Here is an 18,627-nt window from a genome sequence, read left to right on the forward strand (position 1 = left end):
AATAGGAAGGAAATGAGGAGAGTGAAAGAAATCAACATTCAATTAAGCGTATAGGGGAACGTTTTTTTATCATCAATTATAGATAATGTAGATATCTAATATCATTTTGATAGTATTTAAGAATTTATCAAGAGTGGAAGACCACCACCAACGACGATATAAAACCCATACTGGTTCAGTTGCTGGGAAAATAAAAAACAAATGAGGGAAAAAACAATGTCAAAAATTTTATTTGTAAAAAATAACGATCGTCCTGAGGATCAAGCAATTAGTGTGCAAATGTATAATAAATTTTTAAACACGTTTAAAGAAACGACCAGAAATGAAGAGATTGTTGAATTAGATTTATTCAATATTAACCTTCCGTATTATGGGAATGCAGCTATTACAGGAGGATTCAAGCGGAGCAAAGGGTTAGAGTTAACAGCGGAAGAAGCAAAAGCTACAGATATTGTTGAACACTACTTAAAGCAGTTCTTGGATGCAGAAAAGGTAGTTTTCGCTTTTCCATTATGGTATTACACAGTTCCTGCTCCATTAATAACCTATATTTCTTACCTTTCCCAAGCAAGAAAAACTCAAGTTAGTAACAAAAAAGTTGCTATTTTATGTGCTCGTGGTTCGGATTACTCTTCTGAACATATGGCATCAAAGGAGATGGCCGTTAATTTTGTAACTAATTGGCTTCATTACCTCGGCATTACTGAACTTGAAACGGTCGTGATTGAAGGTCATACACAATATCCTGGTCTTTCACAAGGAATCATAGAAGATGGTTTGGACATGGTAGTAAAGGTTGCCTCCGATTTCTAATAATGAAGAGAAGGGACTTGGCAAAAAGATGACTCATTCATTGAAACCGGCATTGGTCGTCATTTTAAGATAAGTTCGGCAGGAGGGTCAGCTGCCATATTCAATGTGATTAAAAAATCTGAAAATATGATGTATTACGCTCTTTGGGGTATGATCCAGTCCTATATAAATATGGAGCAATTGAATTGTCTACTCAAGGAGATGAATAAATTTTTCTCATCCGTTTAAACCCAAGAGTTTGAAAAGGTAACTTGAAACGATGTTTTTGATAACATCTTACTGGCAATTAATGAAAGAACGGATTTAGCCAAAAATAGAAAAGATGCTGCCAAAAATATATATATAGTAAAGGAGTGTTTGGTACATGCATTTCAATGGATTTGATCAAACTGATTTTGACACGTTTACAATTGAAGGACTCGAAACTAGAATGGAAGCAATAAAAGATCGTATTCGGCCGAAGTTTCAAGCAATGGGCGACACACTGACGGATGAATTGTCAATAATAGCTGGAAATGAAATGTTTTTGCATATTGCAAAACACGCACGACGAACGGTTAATGCTCCGAAAGACACTTGGCTAGCGATATCAGCAAACAAACAAGGATATAAAATGCTTCCGCATTTTCAAGTAGGCTTATTCGATGACCATGTTTTCATATGGCTTGCATTCATTTACGAATTACCTAACAAGAAGGAAATTGCGAGTAATTTTCTCAAGGAAATTGATAGTATTCGCGAGCTGATTCCGAGTGATTATGTCCTATCAATTGACCATATGAAAAAAGAATCCGAATCAATTTTTAATCTAGGTGAAGAAGGATTGGAAAAATCGTTAGAGCGCTTTCGAGACGTGAAAAAGGCAGAGTTCCTTGTTGGTCGCCATGTTCAATCTAATGATCCAATCTTGAAGGATGGTGATAAGTTCATTTCATTAGTTGGTGATACATTCAAGACATTATTTCCACTTTATAAAATATCGCTTCAATAAAAAAACGCTTACTACTCGTTTTGAAAGGCTGGAACTAGCCTTGTATCAGCGTACTACAGACCTACACACCATGAATTACCGAAAACCGTTAAAGCATACGGTTAAAACTACAATGTAAATGGGAAACTGTAAAGACATGGCTTCTATGGGACTTTTAATTTTTGAACAGTTTCCTGAATATATAAGCAACACATAGCCAAAAGCTTGTATAGGTACAGGGTCTGGCATCAGTAATGCATTACCATTATAGATATAAAGAACAATCTGTCTGATATATGTTTCATATCTGAACGGAAAATCACGAATGGTTCTAATCCTATGTGACAAAACTGAACAGATTAAGAAATTCAGTTGTGAAAATTAGGGATATAACCAAAACATCGGTTAAACTTTTTCTTTTCTTGATAGTATCCAAACTAGGACAATGAAAATTGATTTTAGACCCTATTTTTTTTAGTTGGAGGTTATTTACATGCAATTCAGCAAAGGAGTCGAATACGCTCTGCATTGTCTATCTTATTTTGTGGATTTACCTACAGGGAGGTCCGTCGGCGTTAAGGAACTAGCAACATTTCAAGGGGTTTCTGAAACGTATTTATCAAAGATTTTCACTAAATTAAAGAAGTCGGGCATCGTACGTTCCATGCCTGGCGTTAAAGGTGGGTACGAATTAGCTAAACACCCAAGTAAGATTGATTTTTGGGATGTTATAGAAGCAATTGAAGGAGAGCAGCCTTTTTTTCAGTGCGCAAACATCAGGCAAAAGTGCATCTTGTCTGAAGGACAAGAAGTTCAAGACCCCATTCATTGTGGACCCTGTACAATTAATGTCATTATGTTAGAAGCTGAGGAGAAGATGAAGGTTTATCTCAAGAGCAAAACCATCTTAGAGCTAAATGATACTTTAAAATTGAAATTGAAGGACAGACATTCAGAAGGAGTAGATTGGTTCCGAAAAGCCCTGGAACTTAGATAGGGGGTCTTGTTCACGTTTTACTGAGTTCCTGTACTATGGGAGCCTTAAAATTAGCTGTACTGACTTAAATGAGTTTTTTTACGTATAATTACAGATAATAGGTATCTGTAATGTATGTGGTGTAGCACGAATTAATAAAGAAAAGGAAGGGAAGAAAATGAAGACTGAATCAGTAAATACCGTTGTAAATGCGAAAAAGCAATTTGATGAGATTGCGCTGCAATTTGAAACATTTAGGATCCTTAATGAAGAAGGTATAGTCATCAATGAAGATGCTATGCCAGATCTTACTGTAGAGCAATTAAAAGAACTGATGAGGCGAATGGTGTACACACGTATTTTAGATGAACGTTCAATCTCTTTAAACCGTCAAGGCCGATTAGGTTTCTATGCACCAACAGCTGGTCAAGAGGCTTCACAGATAGCTTCTCAATTTGCTCTAGAAAAAGAAGATTTCATTTTACCCGGATATCGTGATGTTCCACAGATTATTTGGCATGGTTTACCGTTATATCAAGCATTTTTATTCTCTCGTGGACATTACCATGGAAATCAAATGCCCGAAGGTGTTAACTGCTTAGCGCCACAAATTATTATTGGTGCTCAGTATATTCAAGCTACCGGTGTAGCTTTAGGTTTCAAGAAACGCGGGAAAAATTCAGTCGCAATTGCTTATACCGGTGATGGTGGTGCATCACAGGGCGATTTTTATGAAGGAATGAACTTTGCAGGTGCGTTCAAAGCACCAGCGATTTTCGTTGTTCAAAACAACCGTTATGCGATTTCGACTCCAGTTGAAAAGCAATCTGCCGCAGCTACTATTGCACAAAAAGCGGTAGCAGTTGGTATAGCAGGTGTTCAAGTTGATGGTATGGATCCACTTGCGGTGTATGCAGCAGTTCGGGATGCGCGAGAACGGGCAGTTAAGGGTGAGGGCCCCACTCTCATTGAAACGTTAACATACCGTTATGGACCACATACCATGTCCGGCGATGATCCGACACGTTACCGTACAAAAGAAATAGATAATGAATGGCACGAGGTAGATCCTTTAGTACGCTTCCGTAAATTCTTAGAAGCAAAAGACCTTTGGAATGAAGAAGAAGAAAAAAAGGTAATCGAACAAGCAAAAGAAGATATAAAAGCTGCAATACAAAAAGCCGACCAATACCCAAAACAAAAAGTTACTGATTTGATCGAGAATATGTACGAAAAAATGCCAGGTAATCTACAAGAACAATATGAAATTTATAAAGAAAAGGAGTCGAAATAGACCATGGCTCAAATAACGATGATTAAAGCAATCACCGATGCAATCCGTACAGAGTTAAAGAATAATGAAAATGTTTTAGTTTTTGGTGAAGATGTTGGTGTCAATGGGGGAGTATTCCGCGCAACTGAAGGCTTACAAAATGAATTTGGGGAAGAGCGAGTTTTCGATACACCTCTTGCAGAATCAGGTATAGGCGGCCTTGCGATAGGTTTGGGTCTAACTGGTTTCCGACCTGTCATTGAGATCCAATTCTTCGGTTTCGTATACGAAGCGATGGATTCCCTAAATGGACAGCTTGCCCGCATGCGATATCGGTATGGCGGTCGTTGGACGGCCCCAGTCACCATTCGTGCACCTTTTGGTGGGGGAGTTCATACACCCGAGTTTCATTCTGATAGTTTAGAAGGGCTCCTTGCTCAACAGCCTGGATTAAAAGTCGTTATACCATCAACCCCATATGACGCGAAGGGCCTGTTGATTTCGGTGATTCGTGATAACGATCCAGTTGTATTTTTAGAGCATATGAAATTGTATCGTTCTTTCCGTCAAGAGGTTCCGGAAGAAGAGTATACGATAGAAATTGGTAAAGCGGATGTGAAACGGGAAGGAACAGACCTATCGATCATTGCCTACGGTGCGATGGTTCACGAGTCAATAAAAGCAGCCGATGAACTCTCAAAAGAAGGGATATCAGCAGAAGTTGTCGACTTAAGGACGATTAGCCCGTTGGATATGGATACGATTATAGCATCCGTTGAAAAGACGGGTCGTTGTATAGTCGTTCAAGAAGCTCAGAAACAAGCTGGTATTGGAGCTCATGTGGTCGCTGAAATAAACGAGCGCGCAATCCTAAGTTTAGAATCTCCAGTATTACGTGTCTCAGCACCTGATACTGTATATGCATTTACTGAGGCGGAAAACATTTGGTTACCGAATTATAAAGATGTAATCGAAACAGCTAAAAAAGTTATGAACTTTTAATTGAAACGTAGCCACCATGTATCGTAAAAACAATTTCGCCTTGCATAGCGTATTTAAGGATATAAAAAAAGGAAAACAAATAATTGTAGACGGAGGATTGGATATGTCAAAACATATTTTAATTTTAGGCGCCGGGTACGGTGGTTTATTATCAGCCATGGCAGCCCGTCAACACCTAAGCGTGGATGAAGCAAGGATTACAGTAGTGAATCGGTTCGCTACACATCAAATCATTACAGAACTGCACCGTCTAGCCGTAGGAGACCTTAGTGAACAAGCAGTTGCCCTCCCACTTGATAAATTGCTTAAAGACTACAATGTTGTTTTAAAAATAGCGTCGGTAAAAGAAATTAGACCAGACCGCCGTGAAGTATCTCTTGAAGACGGAGCAATATTAAGTTACGACTATTTAGTGACTGCTCTAGGAAGCGAAACAGCTTACTTCGGTATCCCTGGTTTAGAAAAGCACAGTTTCGTACTTAAATCAGTAAATGATGCAAATCGATTACGTGCCCACGTAGAAGGTTGCATCGCTGCTTATAGCAAAACAAAAAATAAAGCGGACGGTACGATTGTGGTTGGCGGAGGGGGCTTGACTGGTATAGAACTTGTTGGAGAATATGCTGATAAAATACCAAGTTTATGCTTAAAATACGACATTGATCCTAAAGATATTTCTCTTTACTGTGTAGAAGCTGGCCCTTCGATTCTTAAAGGCTTCCCTGCAGAATTAATTGAACGGGCTTATTCAAGTTTATCGAAACGTGGCGTTACAATCGTTACTGGTATACCAATTGTAAAAATGGATGGTAGATCCGTTGAACTTAAAGACGGCAGAAAAATTGAGACAAAAACAATGATATGGGCTGGAGGAGTCCAGGGGATCTCTGCAGTAGCCAAATCCGGTATGGAGGTGAATCGGGGACGCATACTCGTAAACGAGTTTTTACAGTCTACATCTCACCAAAATGTATTCGTTGCAGGTGATAGTGCTATCGTATTGGGTACAGACGGAAAGGCATATCCACCAACTGCTCAATTAGCTTGGCAAATGGGTGAAGTTGTGGGTGTGAACTTAGCTAGGTCCATACGCGGTGGTGCTATGGAACCGTTCATGCCTGTATTCTCTGGCACATTAGCAAGCCTTGGACGTAAAGATGCAGTTGGTACAATCGGTGGAAATAAAACGCAATTAAAAGGTTTGCCGGCAACATTAATGAAAGGAGCTAGTGATGTTCGTTACTTAACTCATATCAAAGGATTATATAGCAAAGCATATTAATTTTACATTTTCACGTTTCAATTCTACCCATTTTTTAAAAAGAAAATAAATTCCAATAAAAGTAAGGTGCAGAGGTGTAAATTATGCGAAGAGTGGTTATTTTAGGAACGGGTCCAGCGGGATTAACAGCTGCCATTTATTTAGCTAGGGCCGATATGAAGCCCCTTATCATTGAGGGGAGTCAACCAGGTGGCCAACTGACAATGACTAGGGAAGTGGATAATTATCCAGGTTTTGTGGGGGGGGTGATGGGTCCCGAACTCATGGAAAACATGAGAAAACAAGCTGAGCGCTTCGGTGCCGAATTTAAGACAGGATGGGTGAATAGTTTAGACCTTAGTGGGCCCCCATATAGATTACGTGTAGAAGGATTAGGCGATATTTTAACACAATCTCTAATTATATCTACAGGCGCTTCTGCTAAGTTCTTAAACATTCCTGGGGAAAAAGAGAATATTGGTCGAGGTGTTAGTACATGTGCCACCTGTGACGGATTTTTCTTTAAGGATAAAAAGATAGTTGTTATAGGCGGTGGAGATACAGCGATGGAAGAAGCCCATTTTCTTGCAAAATTCGGTTCGGAAGTACGTATTGTGCACCGGAGAAATGAACTAAGAGCTTCAAAAATCATGCAAAATCGAGCACAGCAAAATAAAAAGATCACGTGGAGTTTAAATAAAACACCAATTGAAATAATGGCGAACAACAAGAATGAAGTAACAGGCTTGAAGATAAAAGACAATGGAACTGGCGAAGAGGAGATAATAGAAACAGACGGTATTTTCATTGCTATTGGCCATTTACCTAGCACTGGCTTCCTAAAAGGGCAGTTGAATACAGATGAAACTGGGTATATTATTGTAAAACCGGGTTCCACTCAAACAAGCGTTCCAGGTGTATTCGCTTGTGGGGATGTTCAAGATAGCAAGTACCGTCAAGCCATTACAGCTGCTGGAACAGGATGCATGGCCGCTTTAGACGCAGAACGTTATGTAGAAGGAAGTGCAGTCCATGATTGGAGTAAAGCGTGATAAAAAAAATACGATGATTGAGTAGCGAAGGTAATGATAGTATTCAGCAAAAGGTTCGTATTGTCCCATATTGAACATATGATCCTTAACCTTGAAAATGATTAGAAGCTATATTCCGAAGCTGACAGGTATTTAATTTGAAGGCTCTGATAAAGAGTTTCGTTGAAATTCAGGGACTCCATTCCAGGTGTCCCTTTATCCGCCAAATCCCTATTCCTTCTTAATCTTCAAGTTGCACAAAGCTTCGACTTGCGATATACCTCCATATGCTGAAGGACTTTGTCTTTTTCAAGGAAACGATTCGAATGCTTTAAACGGATTTATCTTTGTTAATCTCCTTTAAAGCCATTCGGTAACCTTCACTTTCATTAGTATATTTTCATTTCTCTTTGCCTGTAATGAAAATTTCATTTCGAAATTAAAAAAATATGACAGTTTAAGTAATGAACAATAAACTGTCATATTTTTGTTTGGAGTTTACCGACTAAAGGAATGTGGCGATAGTGATACCTTTTTTTAATAATACCGATCCCTTTAAAATCTTTGAGCTAAATCTTTTGCTTCCTGAATCCCTTTTTCTTTAATTTCCTGTGCACGATCAGGATATTGATTGTGTCCTTCGATAAATATCCCTTCCAATGAAGGGACACCGAAGAATCCCACAAGTAGGTTTTTAATATAACGGTGTCCCATTTCCAGATCAGCTGACGGTCCTTCGGAATAAATGCCGCCACGCGCTTGAATATGCAAGGCTTTTTTATCTGTCAATAAACCGACTGGTCCGGTTGCCGTATATTTGAATGTCTTCCCGGCTACTGCAACGGAATCAAGATACGCCTTCATTACAGGAGGGAAAGAGAAATTCCACATAGGTGTCACGAAAACATACTTATCAGCGGATACAAATTGTTCACTCAACTCTCCAAGACGGCTGACTTTTTCTTTTTCCTGATCGGAAAGTTCTTCAAATCCTTTGCCTGTTTGAAGTTTTCCCCACCCACTGAATATATCGGCATCTAGTGCAGGAATATGCTCCTTATATAAGTCGATATGAACCACTTCGTCGTTAGGGTTACTCTGTTTATAGGCTTCAATAAAAGAGCTTCCCGCCGCCAAACTAAAAGATTGTGTATGATCAAGTGGATGTGCTGTAATATAAAGGACTTTAGCCATAATCAATACCCGCTTTCCAAATTTTATAAAGTAGCCTCGATCTGTAAAATCAAAGCCCTATCATTTATTCTGCTTCACCAACAAGGGTGAATCGTTCATTCACATGTTGTGGAGTTTCAATCTCATCCACTACGGCGATGGCATAGTCAGCATAACTAATGTAGCTTTGCCCTTTACCATTTAAAATGACATGATCTTTTCCTGCCTGATAGGAGCCGGTTCTTTTCCCTTCCGGATCGAAGAAACCTGCAGGGCTGATATACGTCCATGTAATGGAATTTGATTGCTGCAACTCCTCAAGCTGTTTCGCTGCATTGGATGCAGTCGGATATACAAAGTCCGGGAAATCTGGTGTATCCATAAGTCTTGTTGTATGGGTTTCATCAACAAAGAGGCTCCCGGCACCGCCCACGACGACCAGTTTTGTCTGTGGGGCTTCATTAAGGGCTTTAATCAATACTCTGCCAGCATCTACATATAAATGTTCCTCGCCTTCTGGTGCCTTATAGGTATTGACCACTACATCAAAGGATGTAAGATCTGATCCAGTTAGCGCAAAAATATCTTTTTCAAGTACAGTAACGTTCGTTTCGGTAATTTTTGAAGCATTTCTCACGATTGCCGTTACGTCCATTCCTCTATCTTTCGCTTCTTTCATAATAAGATTTCCAACCTTGCCGCTTGCTCCAATGATTCCAATTTTCATCCTTTGTTCCTCCCAAAAGCATTGTTTGATAAAGCATAGTCATATATTATTACTTTAGACGTTACTTTGTAAGTAGTGATTTTTAAATAACATAGTCACAAAAACAAGACCATTAGGAAAAGGAGGTAGTTAGCATGGCTCGAACATCATTTCAGGGTGAAATTCCCAACGAACAGATAGAAGTATGCCCTGTCACGCATGCTCAAAATGTAATAGCAGGCAAATGGAAAATTATCATATTATGGCATTTGAAAGAGACAAGACGGTTTGGTGAGCTTCAAAGATTGGTCCCCGGAATTTCAAAAGGAATATTGACAAGTCAATTAAGGGAATTGGAAAAAGATCAAATGGTCATAAGGAAAGTATATCCAGAAGTGCCCCCAAAAGTAGAATATTCGCTAGCAGACGCAGGGAAAGGTTTCATGCCCATACTAGAAAGTATGGGTGACTGGGGAAAGAAATATGCCTTCAACAGCAAAAATTCTTAATCCTGCAATACTTAATGGAAAAAATCTAGCAATCGTGCTCTCGAGACATTTGTGTCTCAAGAGCCTTTTTTTGTTCTTCGGTGAGATGTTTATCTTTTTGTTGATAAAGATAGGTATGTATCTTATAATGGTTATAATGAATTTTTTCGTCATTGAAAATAGGGGGTTCGTACATGCTTAACACGGTCGTTTTATATTTACCCATAGGTAGAAAAACATTTGATATTGAAGCAGCTGAAATATATCGCAGGCAAAGTATGGATTGGTTGGAAGAAAGCTGCAGCCATCTTGTAGCACCAGAACAAACCGTGACTTCCGTTGAGGATCTTCAAGATTTTTTAGATTCTATAAAGGATGTGAAGGTCGACACGGTTTTATATCAAAGTGTTACATTTGCAGATGGGGAGTTCATGGTCAAAGTTTTGGAATATTTCAAGCAACCTGTGATCGTTTGGTCAGTACGCGAACCAAGCGTCGGGGGGCGTTTGCGTCTTAATTCATTAACGGGTGGGAACAGTACCAGCAATGTCCTGCGTAATCATCAACATCCTTTTGCATTTGTATTTGGGAATCCGGATGAAGAAGATTTAAGAAAGCGTTTACTAAGGCAATTTAATGTTATGCGTGTATTCAAGGCATTAAGTGAACTTAAAATTGGTGTTGTAGGTGAATATCCACCTGGTTTCTTCTTCTCACAAGCAAATGAAGGAGAATTGCAAACAGCACTTGGTGTTACACTTCATAAGATTGACTTGCAAGAGGCATTTGTACAATGCGTGGAACTTCCAGAGCAAGCATGGATCGGTGAAATTGAACGTGCCGAGAGACAGGTCATTGGGTTGAACCGAAATGATGAAACCGTAACAAAATTCGCACAATTTTCAACATACATCAAAAAACATATCCAGCAACAAGAGTTGGATGCATTAGCGATGCGTTGTTGGCCTGACTTTTTTAACGAATTGGGAGCAGCACCATGCTCAACGCTATCCCAGTTCACGGAAGACGGAATGGTAACATCTTGTGAATCCGATATTCACGGATCGGTTTCCATGTATATTCTACGTGAATTAGCTGGTGGCAATGCCCCGTACTTAGGCGATTTAGTCCATGTGGATGAAAAGAAAAATTCGGTTGTATTTTGGCATTGCGGTGCCGGGGCGTATTCACTGGCAAACCCTTCTACAGGGGCAACAGTCGGTGTACATCCAAATCGTAAAATAGGGTTTGCCATGGACTTTGGTTTGAAACCGGGCGTAGTATCGATCTTTAGAGTAAGCCATACACCTGAAGGCTATCGTTTTTTGGTAATGAAAGGAAATGCATTGGATGGAGAACAGCCTTTTTCAGGGACTTCAGTGGAAGTTGAATTAAAAACAGATGTAACGGACACACTTTACAAACTTATGCATGCAGGCTACGAACCCCACTTCGCGTTAGTTTATGGAGATGTAACGGAACACCTAATTGAATTGGGACGAATGCTTCAAATAGAAACCGAAATATATGTCTGAAAGAAACCGGATCGCCCCTTATAGCAATGGCTGGTTTATGATATATACTTTATCGTAAAGACTGGCTTAAAGGAGTTGGACAACATGAAAAATATGATAGATGCCAATAAAAATGTGGCTCTTTATTTACAGGTGAAAGACATTTTAGTGAAGCGCATTCAGGAAAAAGTATGGAAAGCAAACGCTTTAATACCAACCGAACAAGAGTTGATGCAAGAATTCGATGTTAGCCGTACTACATTAAGGCAAGCGATTTCCATTCTTGTTCAAGACGGATTATTGGAGAAGAAGCAAGGAAGAGGAACAATCGTAAAGCCCCAACCCCTTATCGGCGGGAGTCTAGGAAGACTGAAGGGATTAGCGGAAGAAGTAACCGAGAGAGGTTTAACCCCCAATTCAAAATTACTGCGTGCAAATTTCACACAAGACTTATATTACGAAACATCAATGCTTCAACTGGCAGAGGGAGAAGAAGTTTTCGTGATTGAGAGGATCCGTTTCGCAGATGATGTTCCTATTGCAATTGAACGCTCATGCTGGCCCAAACATATTGGACAAATGTATGAAAAACATGACCTGAATAGTGCAAAATTTTATGAAATCTTAGAGGGAAATGGAATTTCGTTAAAACGGGCAAAAGAAAAAATCTGTGCAATCAACGCAACGATTTACGAAGCTGATTTATTGGGCATTCGCGGCGGTGAAGCTTTGCTTGAAATGACAAGGCTAAGCTTTGGATTCGATGATAAACCACTTGAGTTTACTATAACGAAATATCGAAGTGATAAATATCATTATGATATTGACCTTTTTAGGTGAATCTTAATAAAGCGGGGGAGTGGAGAGAATGACGAATTCAACACAAGTTAAGCAACATGGTTTATTAGTGGCGGGTCATTGGGAGAAAACGTCAGAAACAATGATGGTATTAAACAAATATACACAAGAACCGGCTGCTGAAATCTCGGTAGCGACAAAAAAACATGTGGATAAAGCTGTAAAGAGTGCGAAAGCTGCGTTAAAACAGAATTTTTCACCGTATGAACGATATGAGGTATTAATGAAAGCGGCCCAATTGCTATTAGAGCGCCGCGAAGAATTTGCCAGGATCTTAGCGATTGAAGTTGGAAAGTCCATTCGTGAATCACGCGGAGAAGTGGATCGTTCAGCTCAAACTTTACAAATATCTGCAGAGGAAGCAAAGCGCATCCATGGAGAAGGTGTTCCTGTTGAATCAGCTCAAGGTTCAGAGAATCGCATGGCCTTCACCATCCGTGTTCCTGTTGGCGTCATTGCAGCTATCACTCCGTTTAATGCACCGATCAATCTGGTCTGCCATAAAATCGGTCCAGCACTTGCGTCCGGTAATAGTGTAGTCTTAAAACCTGCTGAAGTCACTCCAATCTGTGCCATTAAACTGGCATCCTTATTGGAGGAGGCTGGGCTACCAAAGGGACGCCTTCAAGTGCTGACTGGAGATGGTGCAAAAATCGGTGAATGGTTACTGGAAAATCAAGATGTTAACATGTTTACTTTTACCGGAAGCCCTCGAGTGGGAGAATTAATCCGTTCAAAGGCAGGCTTACGTAAAGTGTCTCTTGAATTAGGGAATAATTCAGCGACCATCGTTCATAAAGATTCGGATTTGGAAAGAGCGGCAACTTTAGTTTCACAAAAAAGCTTTAATAATGCAGGACAAGTTTGTATATCCGTCCAACGAATCTATGTCCATCAAGATATCTATGAAGCTTTTGTTGCGAAGTTAATAGAAAAAACGGAAGAGTTTGTAGTAGGCAATCCATTGGATGAAAAAACAGATATTGGACCGATGATTCGTCTTACTGAAGCGGAGCGAGTGGAGGCATGGGTGAAGGAAGCGGTGGAACAAGGGGCCCGGATTGAGGTTGGTGGTAAACGTGACGGCGCATTCTATTTGCCTACCATTTTAACGAATGTAAAGGATGACATGAAAGTTTGTCGTCAAGAAGTGTTCGGTCCAATTGTATCGATTGCCACATATGAAGAAATAGACGAAGTGATCGCTAAAGTAAACGATTCTGATTATGGATTGCAAGCGGGGCTCTTCACGAACGATTTACAATTGGCCATGAAAGCGGCTCGTGAAATAGAAGTGGGAGGACTTATCGTTAATGATGCGTCGGCATACCGGGTCGATCATATGCCTTATGGCGGCGTGAAGAAAAGCGGGAACGGAAAAGAAGGCCCAAAATATGCGATGGAAGAAATGACGGAAGAACGTATCATCGTCTTGAATTTATGATTGAAAAAAAGGACCTAGAGTGGGAAGGATCTAGGTCTTTCCTTTAGTAGATGACAAAACAAAAGGTAATGAAGGTGACAAAAATGGAGTTTTTAACTATCCTCCTGCCGGTTTTCGGTATTTTTGCGATTGGGTTTATTGGACAAAAGAAAATCGGTTTTGATACAAAGACAATCTCAACAATGGCGCTTTACTTAATGTCGCCAATTCTTGTATTTCGAACTTTTTATACTACCCCATTCACTATTGATTACCTATACCTTACTTTTTACACATTTGCTCTTTGTTTTTCCTTGATTGCCGTTGTGTATGTCATTTCTTATTTTCACGGGTATTCGACTCCGGAAACATGTGGGATGATCTTGGCTTCGTCCTTTATGAACAACGGAAACTATGGTACCCCTGTAGTTCTATTACTCTTCGGTGCCACTGGTCTAAAATCTGCCATTGTGTTAATGGTGATACAACAAGTGGTGATGTGTACTGTGGGCGTGTATTATGCCGCAAAAGGGAGTCCGGATGGTAATGGGATACGCTCAGCTCTTCGGGCAGTTCAACGCATGCCCATCGTATATGGCGGGCTTTTAGGTGCCCTTTTTCAATTCCTGCATATCCCATTTAGCAATTCCGTACAAGAAGCCGTCAACTTAGTGGCTGATGCCGCAATTCCTACTGTAATGATTGTACTGGGCATGCAGCTTGCCAACATTTCAATAAAACAATTGGCCAAAGCCAGGATCTCTTGGTCGCTCCTTATCAAGCTTGCCATTTCACCAGCAATAGCGTATATGCTAACTCTTTTCTTGCCTGTAGATGAGATGGTTAAACAAATCATGATCATTATGGCTGCCATGCCGACTGCCGCCAATACGACGATGTACGCGCTTCAATTCAATACAGAGTCAGATTTCGTTTCAAGTACGACACTTATCAGTACTTCGTTAAGTCTTGCAACATTGCCTATTATATTCATGATTGTTTTATAAAGTGATAGCTGTTCCCATAGATGTTTTTCAATCAAAATGCAGGCCAACTTGATAAAATCGAGTTGGCCTGCATTTTTTTATATGTGTGCACCATTTAAGGTTGCTTTTGGCTCTGAATGAAAACGAAAGTCGACTTCAGCTTGCTGATAACTTTGGAGGATCTGTACTTAGACCGTTTCATTCCACTTCCTCGCCCGCCCTCTTGAAAGCTGAGCATTGGAGGGCTACCATTAGCTCACCCTTATAATTTGGTGAAGGAGAGGTAGCCAGGGTAGGCAAACCTTTAGATATACCGACATCCGTCCCATTTACGTCCTCGAGTAAAAGGAGGATTACTTCGCAGACAGTACTATATACGATGCCTGCCTTTTATTGTGTTGCACACAATAAATGAAGGGGGATTTGGAGAGTGTCTCTAAAGCGTTATATGCCCACCCCAGCTTGTCTACAAGCTTTTTTATCAATGCTAGTTCCTTCTATATAAGGTACTTTTCAGTGACTTGCCATTTCAGAAGCGATGGAGAGGATGGATAGTGGGCGCTACCCCTAAAGTTCAAAAGTAAGAAATATGAAAAATGCGGCACTACCCGTATAAAGGGCAGTGCCGCATTTTCATGCTCCTCTGTATTACAAAGTTCTTCTGACCACCAAACAATAAATGGGGGATGCACCAATTCAATTAATTAGAGACAGTCGCTTTCTCATTATGAACTCTCTTTAATAATTCATCAATGTATACTACTTTTCCTGTTTTAATGGACTCTTCTGCTGCAATTCCGACGACTATGGACCAAAAGCCTTCTTCAACAGTGGCAGTCGTGGTTGAAACGCCTTCCATATTATCAATGAAGTATTTGTGCTCATAATACGTTCCGCCATTATGTCCACTGCTTTGGATAACAGATGGATAACATGGAGTGGAGATTCTTGTAGGTTTACTTTCACCACTTAAAACTTCCAGATGTGTATTTGGCCGATTCACCGGTAAAAAATCATCATTTTCATAGGCTCTTAGTCTTCCTTCATCTCCACATATCGTAATTTCTTCATAGAACATAGGAGAAAACATGCACAAATTAAAATTCGTGTTCACACCGTTTTCATAGACGATATTGACATTTGCATGATCGATTACATCAGATTTTTGTTCTTTATATTCAAAATCATTAAAATTGACAGCGCTTCCTCCGGTTGCATAAACGAAAGAGGGCTTGGATTGAGCCAATAAGTTTAAAAGGTCAAAATAATGACAACATTTTTCAACGAGCGTACCGCCTGAATATTTAGAGAATTTATTCCATTGGTTTACTTTATCCAGGAAGGGAACTCGATGTTCTACAATGCTGATTGTTTTAATATCACCAATTGATTTTCGCTCGATCGCTTCATGAATGGATTCGTTGTAAATCGCTTTGTAACGATATTGTAGGCCGATTTGAAAGATCCCTTTATAACCATCGGCAAGTTCTTTAATTTCCAATGCATCATTTAAATTTGTAGCCATTGGTTTTTCTAGTAAAATATGCTTTCCGGATTTGACCGCTTCTCTCACAATCTCAAGATGGGTATAATTCGGCGTACAAATAATTAGTCCATCTACTTGCGGATCATGACAAGCTTCCTCAAGAGTCCGATACTCCACTAGATCATGTCCAGGGAAGTTTTCCGAGAACATCCTTTTCGTATTTTCAATACTTTTCTTATCTAGATCATAAATGCCATGAATGGTTGCTCTTCCCTCCAGCATGGTAACTTTTATATGCTCATGACCTATCATCCCGGCACCAATCACGTTAAATTTATATTTTTGTTTTTCCTTTTTAAAAATGTATTTATCTTCTTCGGATAAGTAATCAACATTTAAAAAACTCGAGAAAAAATTACTGTTTAATTCTTTTCTTTTTGTACTCATATCAAAAACCTCCATGTAATTTTGTTAATCATAAATAGGTACTACCCGTTTTTTTATGTTCCTTCGGATTTCACTGGTAATCCAAAAATATGGAGCTAGCGGTAACCTGGGTAAACATAGTTACCTTTAAATAAAAATCAGTATCTTTGTTCATTATAAGAATACGTTTACAGAATTACAAGGGATGATTATAAAAAAAAGAAAAATTCTGAAAAAAACGTTCCAGTGCCGCGAAAGAGGTTTTAGGAACCCTGATATGAACTATTGATAGAGGATAGTAGATTTGCAAGCAGTCACGCTCAAGGAGATTGAATTTTTCAAATAAATGAAAAAAATATTTGGAAAAGGCTTGCTATTTTGTATGCGTTTTCATAATATAATAAAACATAATAACTTTTTCAAAAAGATAGTAATGTTAGAAAAGAGTTTCTCTAAAACGATGGAAGGAGCACAGGCCATGGAAGATTTTCAGCTGACAAGAACGTGAAATTTGAGTGCGCATTTCTTATGAAGGGTTCGTGACGATTAGACAATTGACATTTCTTTAATTTTAAAAATGGTATTTAAAAGGAGAGAACGTATGGAACAATCAGTCATTCAAAACATGGAACGTCCAGTTGATACTTCTAAGAAATTAAAGCTTAAGGAAAAAATAGCATACGGAATGGGGGATGTAGGAAATAATTTTTTATTTGATCTAGGTCAAATCTATTTGCTTAAGTTTTATACGGATGCACTTGGACTGCCATCAGCAACAGCAGGGTTAATCTTCTTAATTACAAAAATATGGGACGCCTTTGCCGACATTACTGTAGGCACTTGGGTGGATAATCGAAAAAAAATTGGTCCAAAAGGAAAGTTCAGGCCGTTTATCCTTTACACGGCAGTACCGTTAGCCCTCATTACAATCGTTAGTTTTACCAATCCTGATTTTTCACTCACTGGAAAAATGATTTGGGCTTATGCAACCTATATGGCATTTGGTACCATTTATAGTATTTCGAATATTCCTTACGGTTCAATGGTTCCTGCCATGACCAAAGATCCTGTAGAAAGAGCGGAGTTGGCTGCGTTTAGGCAAGCAGGATCAAACATGGGCCTATTGATTACTACGGTTGGGTTCATGCCTATCGTTTTACTTTTCAATAGTGAATCCACTGGATACATAGTGGCGGTATCGGTATTTGCTTTTTTAGGTGTACTATTGCAACTATATTGTTATAAGAATGTTAAAGAAAGATATGTGTACGAGAAGCCAAAAGAAGCTCAGGTGAAACTGAGTGAGAGTTATAAAGGGTTGTTAAAAAATACCCCTCTTTTGATCCTTTGTTTAGTGAACTTGTTTACTTTTTCAGCTTTCAATGTAAAGCTCGCAGTACAAGTATACTATTGCCAATATGTATTGAAAAATGTTTCAATCGTTCCTTACATGGGCTTTTTCAGCATTGGCTGTGTGTTTATAGGTGTAGCACTAGTTCCGTTCATGGTTAAAAAAATCGGAAAGAAATACACGTATATACTTGGTTGCGCAATTTGGGCAGTTGGCGATTTATTAGCTTATATTTTTGCTGATAATGCCGTAATATTTATCATTTTAGCTTGTTTTGCCTTCTTTGGAAGTGCATTTGTCAATAGTTTGAACTGGGCATTCGTTTCTGATGCGGTTGAATACGGGGAATGGAAAACAGGCAATAGATCGGAAGGTGTGGTTTATTCATTCTTCACTTTCTGTCGCAAATTATCTCAGGCTCTCGCAGGTTTTATCCCAGGTATTGTTTTAGGGCTAGTCGGGTATGTGCCCAATGCCGTGCAAAATGCCAATGTGGTAGAAGGGATTAGAGGGCTTATGTTCATATATCCAAGTACATTGGCCATGGCAACCATTATTGTTATGGCATTCTTTTATAAACTATCTGATGATAAATACAATAATATCGTAAAAGATCTTAATGAGCGTAAATCAGGTATACCTATGTAAAAAGTAATCAAGTACTTGACTGCCGGATTAAACTGTGATGATTTAAGTTGAAGGGCCCGTAATGTTGGTATAGTGTAGCTTATTTTACATTAAAACACGAACGGGCACTTGGCATAAAAAAATTTACTAGAATTTGTAAAGAAAAAGCTTGAAAGATAGCAAACTTTTTTTTATTATAGAATCAAAGGTAGTAACATTTTGTAAAACGTAGATACGTTTAAAACACATGAGGAGGAATAAAG

At 39.2% G+C, this 18,627-nt stretch carries 16 protein-coding genes; 13 read left to right on the forward strand and 3 right to left on the reverse strand.

Translation table 11 applies throughout. The annotated features are described in order from the left end of the window. The first annotated feature begins 201 nt into the window (after window positions 1-201). The 7 genes from MHI53_RS09825 (at window position 202) to trxB (ending at window position 7,347) form a co-directional block, all read left to right on the forward strand. Window positions 202-813 (forward strand): FMN-dependent NADH-azoreductase, encoded by a 612-nt coding sequence (locus MHI53_RS09825; protein ID WP_340373348.1) that lies wholly within the window; start codon window positions 202-204, stop codon window positions 811-813. Window positions 814-1,177: 364 nt separating this feature from the next. Next, complete coding sequence (locus MHI53_RS09830; RefSeq protein ID WP_340373349.1) at window positions 1,178-1,804, forward strand: DUF1054 domain-containing protein; 627 nt, start codon at window positions 1,178-1,180, stop codon at window positions 1,802-1,804. Between the two features lie 472 nt (window positions 1,805-2,276). Continuing rightward, a complete protein-coding gene (locus MHI53_RS09835; protein ID WP_340373350.1) occupies window positions 2,277-2,780 on the forward strand; it encodes an Rrf2 family transcriptional regulator in 504 nt (167 codons plus the stop codon). A 157-nt stretch (window positions 2,781-2,937) separates the two neighbouring features. Next, the gene (gene pdhA, locus MHI53_RS09840; protein WP_100532583.1) at window positions 2,938-4,053 is read left to right on the forward strand and encodes a pyruvate dehydrogenase (acetyl-transferring) E1 component subunit alpha; all 1,116 of its coding nucleotides are present in this window, start codon (window positions 2,938-2,940) and stop codon (window positions 4,051-4,053) included. Between the two features lie 3 nt (window positions 4,054-4,056). Further along, window positions 4,057-5,034, forward strand: a complete 978-nt coding sequence (locus tag MHI53_RS09845) for an alpha-ketoacid dehydrogenase subunit beta (RefSeq protein ID WP_340373351.1) — start codon at window positions 4,057-4,059, stop codon at window positions 5,032-5,034. Window positions 5,035-5,137: 103 nt separating this feature from the next. Next, window positions 5,138-6,316, forward strand: coding sequence for an NAD(P)/FAD-dependent oxidoreductase (locus tag MHI53_RS09850; protein ID WP_340373352.1), 1,179 nt, complete (start codon window positions 5,138-5,140; stop codon window positions 6,314-6,316). Between the two features lie 83 nt (window positions 6,317-6,399). Next, a complete protein-coding gene (gene trxB / locus MHI53_RS09855) occupies window positions 6,400-7,347 on the forward strand; it encodes a thioredoxin-disulfide reductase (RefSeq protein WP_340373353.1) in 948 nt (315 codons plus the stop codon). A 534-nt stretch (window positions 7,348-7,881) separates the two neighbouring features. On the opposite strand, the gene MHI53_RS09860 is transcribed toward trxB, so the two are convergent. Both MHI53_RS09860 and MHI53_RS09865 read right to left on the reverse strand, forming a co-directional pair. Continuing rightward, window positions 7,882-8,520: an FMN-dependent NADH-azoreductase gene (locus MHI53_RS09860; RefSeq protein WP_061141733.1), complete on the reverse strand. Its 639-nt coding sequence runs from the start codon at window positions 8,518-8,520 to the stop codon at window positions 7,882-7,884. 64 nt (window positions 8,521-8,584) lie between these two features. Then, the gene (locus MHI53_RS09865) at window positions 8,585-9,226 is read right to left on the reverse strand and encodes an NAD(P)-dependent oxidoreductase (protein ID WP_340373354.1); all 642 of its coding nucleotides are present in this window, start codon (window positions 9,224-9,226) and stop codon (window positions 8,585-8,587) included. Between the two features lie 134 nt (window positions 9,227-9,360). Between MHI53_RS09865 and MHI53_RS09870 the strand changes: the two genes are divergently transcribed. The 5 genes from MHI53_RS09870 (at window position 9,361) to MHI53_RS09890 (ending at window position 14,495) form a co-directional block, all read left to right on the forward strand. Then, a complete protein-coding gene (locus MHI53_RS09870; protein ID WP_061141731.1) occupies window positions 9,361-9,714 on the forward strand; it encodes a helix-turn-helix domain-containing protein in 354 nt (117 codons plus the stop codon). Window positions 9,715-9,887: 173 nt separating this feature from the next. After that, window positions 9,888-11,228, forward strand: coding sequence for a hypothetical protein (locus MHI53_RS09875; protein ID WP_340373355.1), 1,341 nt, complete (start codon window positions 9,888-9,890; stop codon window positions 11,226-11,228). 84 nt (window positions 11,229-11,312) lie between these two features. Further along, on the forward strand, window positions 11,313-12,047 hold the full coding sequence (locus tag MHI53_RS09880) for a GntR family transcriptional regulator (protein WP_061141728.1): 735 nt from the start codon (window positions 11,313-11,315) through the stop codon (window positions 12,045-12,047). Between the two features lie 28 nt (window positions 12,048-12,075). After that, window positions 12,076-13,509: an aldehyde dehydrogenase family protein gene (locus tag MHI53_RS09885; RefSeq protein WP_340373356.1), complete on the forward strand. Its 1,434-nt coding sequence runs from the start codon at window positions 12,076-12,078 to the stop codon at window positions 13,507-13,509. An 83-nt stretch (window positions 13,510-13,592) separates the two neighbouring features. Next, window positions 13,593-14,495: an AEC family transporter gene (locus MHI53_RS09890; RefSeq protein WP_061141850.1), complete on the forward strand. Its 903-nt coding sequence runs from the start codon at window positions 13,593-13,595 to the stop codon at window positions 14,493-14,495. A 679-nt stretch (window positions 14,496-15,174) separates the two neighbouring features. Here MHI53_RS09890 and MHI53_RS09895 read toward each other — a convergent pair. Beyond that, complete coding sequence (locus tag MHI53_RS09895; RefSeq protein WP_340373357.1) at window positions 15,175-16,407, reverse strand: Gfo/Idh/MocA family oxidoreductase; 1,233 nt, start codon at window positions 16,405-16,407, stop codon at window positions 15,175-15,177. A 580-nt stretch (window positions 16,408-16,987) separates the two neighbouring features. On the opposite strand from MHI53_RS09895, the gene MHI53_RS09900 reads away from it, so the two are divergent. After that, entirely contained in the window at window positions 16,988-18,385 is a 1,398-nt protein-coding gene (locus tag MHI53_RS09900; protein WP_061141725.1) for an MFS transporter, read from the forward strand. Window positions 18,386-18,627 lie beyond the last annotated feature (242 nt).

The sequence above is a fragment of the Peribacillus sp. FSL E2-0218 genome (genome assembly GCF_037992945.1).
GTDB classification, from domain to species: domain Bacteria; phylum Bacillota; class Bacilli; order Bacillales; family DSM-1321; genus Peribacillus; species Peribacillus simplex_B.

What these genes read in the sequence shown, in the direction of transcription:
- MHI53_RS09825 (WP_340373348.1), top strand. Translation starts at nt 202, where the DNA reads ATGAGGGAAAAAACAATGTCAAAAATTTTATTTGTAAAAAATAACGAT.
- MHI53_RS09830 (WP_340373349.1), top strand. Translation starts at nt 1,178, where the DNA reads ATGCATTTCAATGGATTTGATCAAACTGATTTTGACACGTTTACAATT.
- MHI53_RS09835 (WP_340373350.1), top strand. Translation starts at nt 2,277, where the DNA reads ATGCAATTCAGCAAAGGAGTCGAATACGCTCTGCATTGTCTATCTTAT.
- pdhA (WP_100532583.1), top strand. Translation starts at nt 2,938, where the DNA reads ATGAAGACTGAATCAGTAAATACCGTTGTAAATGCGAAAAAGCAATTT.
- MHI53_RS09845 (WP_340373351.1), top strand. Translation starts at nt 4,057, where the DNA reads ATGGCTCAAATAACGATGATTAAAGCAATCACCGATGCAATCCGTACA.
- MHI53_RS09850 (WP_340373352.1), top strand. Translation starts at nt 5,138, where the DNA reads ATGTCAAAACATATTTTAATTTTAGGCGCCGGGTACGGTGGTTTATTA.
- trxB (WP_340373353.1), top strand. Translation starts at nt 6,400, where the DNA reads ATGCGAAGAGTGGTTATTTTAGGAACGGGTCCAGCGGGATTAACAGCT.
- MHI53_RS09860 (WP_061141733.1), bottom strand. Translation starts at nt 8,520, where the DNA reads ATGGCTAAAGTCCTTTATATTACAGCACATCCACTTGATCATACACAA.
- MHI53_RS09865 (WP_340373354.1), bottom strand. Translation starts at nt 9,226, where the DNA reads ATGAAAATTGGAATCATTGGAGCAAGCGGCAAGGTTGGAAATCTTATT.
- MHI53_RS09870 (WP_061141731.1), top strand. Translation starts at nt 9,361, where the DNA reads ATGGCTCGAACATCATTTCAGGGTGAAATTCCCAACGAACAGATAGAA.
- MHI53_RS09875 (WP_340373355.1), top strand. Translation starts at nt 9,888, where the DNA reads ATGCTTAACACGGTCGTTTTATATTTACCCATAGGTAGAAAAACATTT.
- MHI53_RS09880 (WP_061141728.1), top strand. Translation starts at nt 11,313, where the DNA reads ATGAAAAATATGATAGATGCCAATAAAAATGTGGCTCTTTATTTACAG.
- MHI53_RS09885 (WP_340373356.1), top strand. Translation starts at nt 12,076, where the DNA reads ATGACGAATTCAACACAAGTTAAGCAACATGGTTTATTAGTGGCGGGT.
- MHI53_RS09890 (WP_061141850.1), top strand. Translation starts at nt 13,593, where the DNA reads ATGGAGTTTTTAACTATCCTCCTGCCGGTTTTCGGTATTTTTGCGATT.
- MHI53_RS09895 (WP_340373357.1), bottom strand. Translation starts at nt 16,407, where the DNA reads ATGAGTACAAAAAGAAAAGAATTAAACAGTAATTTTTTCTCGAGTTTT.
- MHI53_RS09900 (WP_061141725.1), top strand. Translation starts at nt 16,988, where the DNA reads ATGGAACAATCAGTCATTCAAAACATGGAACGTCCAGTTGATACTTCT.